General features: G+C 49.5%; 1 protein-coding gene. It reads left to right on the plus strand.

Translation table 11 applies throughout. The annotated features are described in order from the left end of the window. Nucleotides 1-1,240: diaminopimelate decarboxylase (gene lysA, locus IQ294_RS16200; protein ID WP_203335074.1), on the plus strand; the 1,240-nt coding region annotated here is incomplete at its 5' end. Between the last annotated feature and the right edge of the window lie 232 nt (nucleotides 1,241-1,472).

Consider the following 1,472-nt stretch of genomic DNA (forward strand, 5'->3'; position numbering starts at 1 on the left):
ATATGGAACACCACTCTTTGTTTACGATATCGAATTGTACCGCAACCGGGCGAGAGCATTTCAAAATACTTTCAAAAACGCCGGCATCGGCTATCAGGTGGCATATGCCAGCAAGGCATTTTCCAGCGTAGCCATTTATCAGGTTGCTGCACAGGAAGGCCTGTCACTTGATGTCGTTTCAGGCGGTGAGTTATATACTGCTATAAAAGCCGGTTTCCCGAAAGAAAAAATCCATTTTCATGGAAACAATAAAAGCTGGGAAGAATTGAAGATGGCTTTTGATGAAGAAATCGGTTGCATCGTAGTTGATAATTTCCATGAAATCGAACAGCTGAAGAAGCTTGCGGAAGCGACAGGACGGCAGATGAATATCTTGCTGCGCGTAACGCCAGGTATTGAAGCCCATACACACGATTATATTACGACAGGTCAGGAAGATTCGAAATTCGGTTTCGACTTGAATAATGGCCAGGCAGACCAAGCGTTCAAGGAAACTTTCGAACATAGCCACCTGAACGTGCTTGGCCTTCATTGCCACATCGGCTCTCAGATTTTCGACACAGCAGCTTTCCGAATGGCGGCGGGTAAACTGGTTTCAAAAATGGCTGAATGGCGGGATGAGACGGGTTACGTGTGCCCGGTGCTTAATTTAGGCGGCGGTTTTGGCATCCGTTACACCGAAGACGATCAGCCCCTCGAGCCTGCTGAATACGTAAGAGAGATGATTGAAACAGTAAAGGAAATCACTGGACAGACGGGCTTTGCGATTCCTGAAATCTGGATCGAACCCGGCCGCTCGCTTGTCGGTGATGCAGGGACGACGCTCTATACGATTGGATCGATGAAAGAAGTGCCGAAAGTGCGGAAATACATCGCAGTTGACGGCGGTATGTCGGATAATATCCGTCCGGCACTTTACGGTGCAGCTTACAGCTCGATGATTGCCAACAAAGGGCGTCATGCGTTGACAGAAACATATACGGTGGCAGGGAAATGCTGTGAATCAGGTGATAAACTGATCGAGTCGGCCATCTTGCCGGAAGCGGAACCGGGGGATATACTTGCAGTCTTCTGTACAGGGGCATATGGCTATTCCATGGCGAGCAATTATAATCGTATTGCGAGACCGGCTGTGGTATTTGCTGAAAACGGTGCGCACCAATTAGCGGTCAGACGTGAAACTTATGACGATGTTGTGTCACTGGATCTTGACTATCATGCAAAGGCGGCAGTGAAATGAAAAGAAGCAATATCATACTGTTGGTCATGCTGTTGCTGATGGCCATCGGCTGGGGCGTCGTTTATTGGATTTTCTTTGCGGATCAGGTGGGGATGGCTTAAGGGGCAGCGTCGCTTTCGTGGTGTCCAGACTCCAACGGGCCAGCTCCTCGAGTCGTAAGCCACTTCGGCTGCGCGGCTGAAAAGATGCCACTTCGCCGAATCGTCTTACGCTTGTCGGAGCTGAACGGCCG

Origin of the sequence: Planococcus beigongshangi (genome assembly GCF_016820495.1) — a bacterium.
GTDB lineage: Bacteria > Bacillota > Bacilli > Bacillales_A > Planococcaceae > Planococcus > Planococcus beigongshangi.